A 341-nucleotide genomic window follows, 5' to 3' on the forward strand; every position below is an offset into this window, starting at 1 on the left:
GTTTGACCAGTAGTTGGATCAACATTCCATATATTCTCATATAACGTACCATAACTGTTATTCATATAAGGTGTGTAGTCAACCCAGTTATACTCTCCTGGTTTTATAGTTGCAGTTATAGTATTTGTAGTAGTAGCAGACTGAGACCAAGATACTCCACCAGTTATTCCAGCGTCTATATATGCTTTTCGACTTGCTGTTATCGAAATATTGGCAGTGTATGTCTGTGTTGTTGTATATGTGAGTGCTCTAGTTGCTGGAGAAGTGGTTCCATTATACACTGGAGTTGAAATTCTGCGCATTAGTGGTGTTCTAAGAACTCTCGATATATACCCAGCTTG

At 38.4% G+C, this 341-nt stretch carries 1 protein-coding gene; it reads right to left on the bottom strand.

The window, feature by feature from the left end; genetic code table 11:
• Positions 1-341 (bottom strand): hypothetical protein (locus KIH86_RS26460; RefSeq protein WP_407672356.1); only part of this gene is annotated, 341 nt, incomplete at both ends.

Source organism: Paenibacillus sinensis (genome assembly GCF_019904155.1).
Classification (GTDB): Bacteria; Bacillota; Bacilli; order Paenibacillales; family Paenibacillaceae; genus Paenibacillus_AQ; species Paenibacillus_AQ sinensis.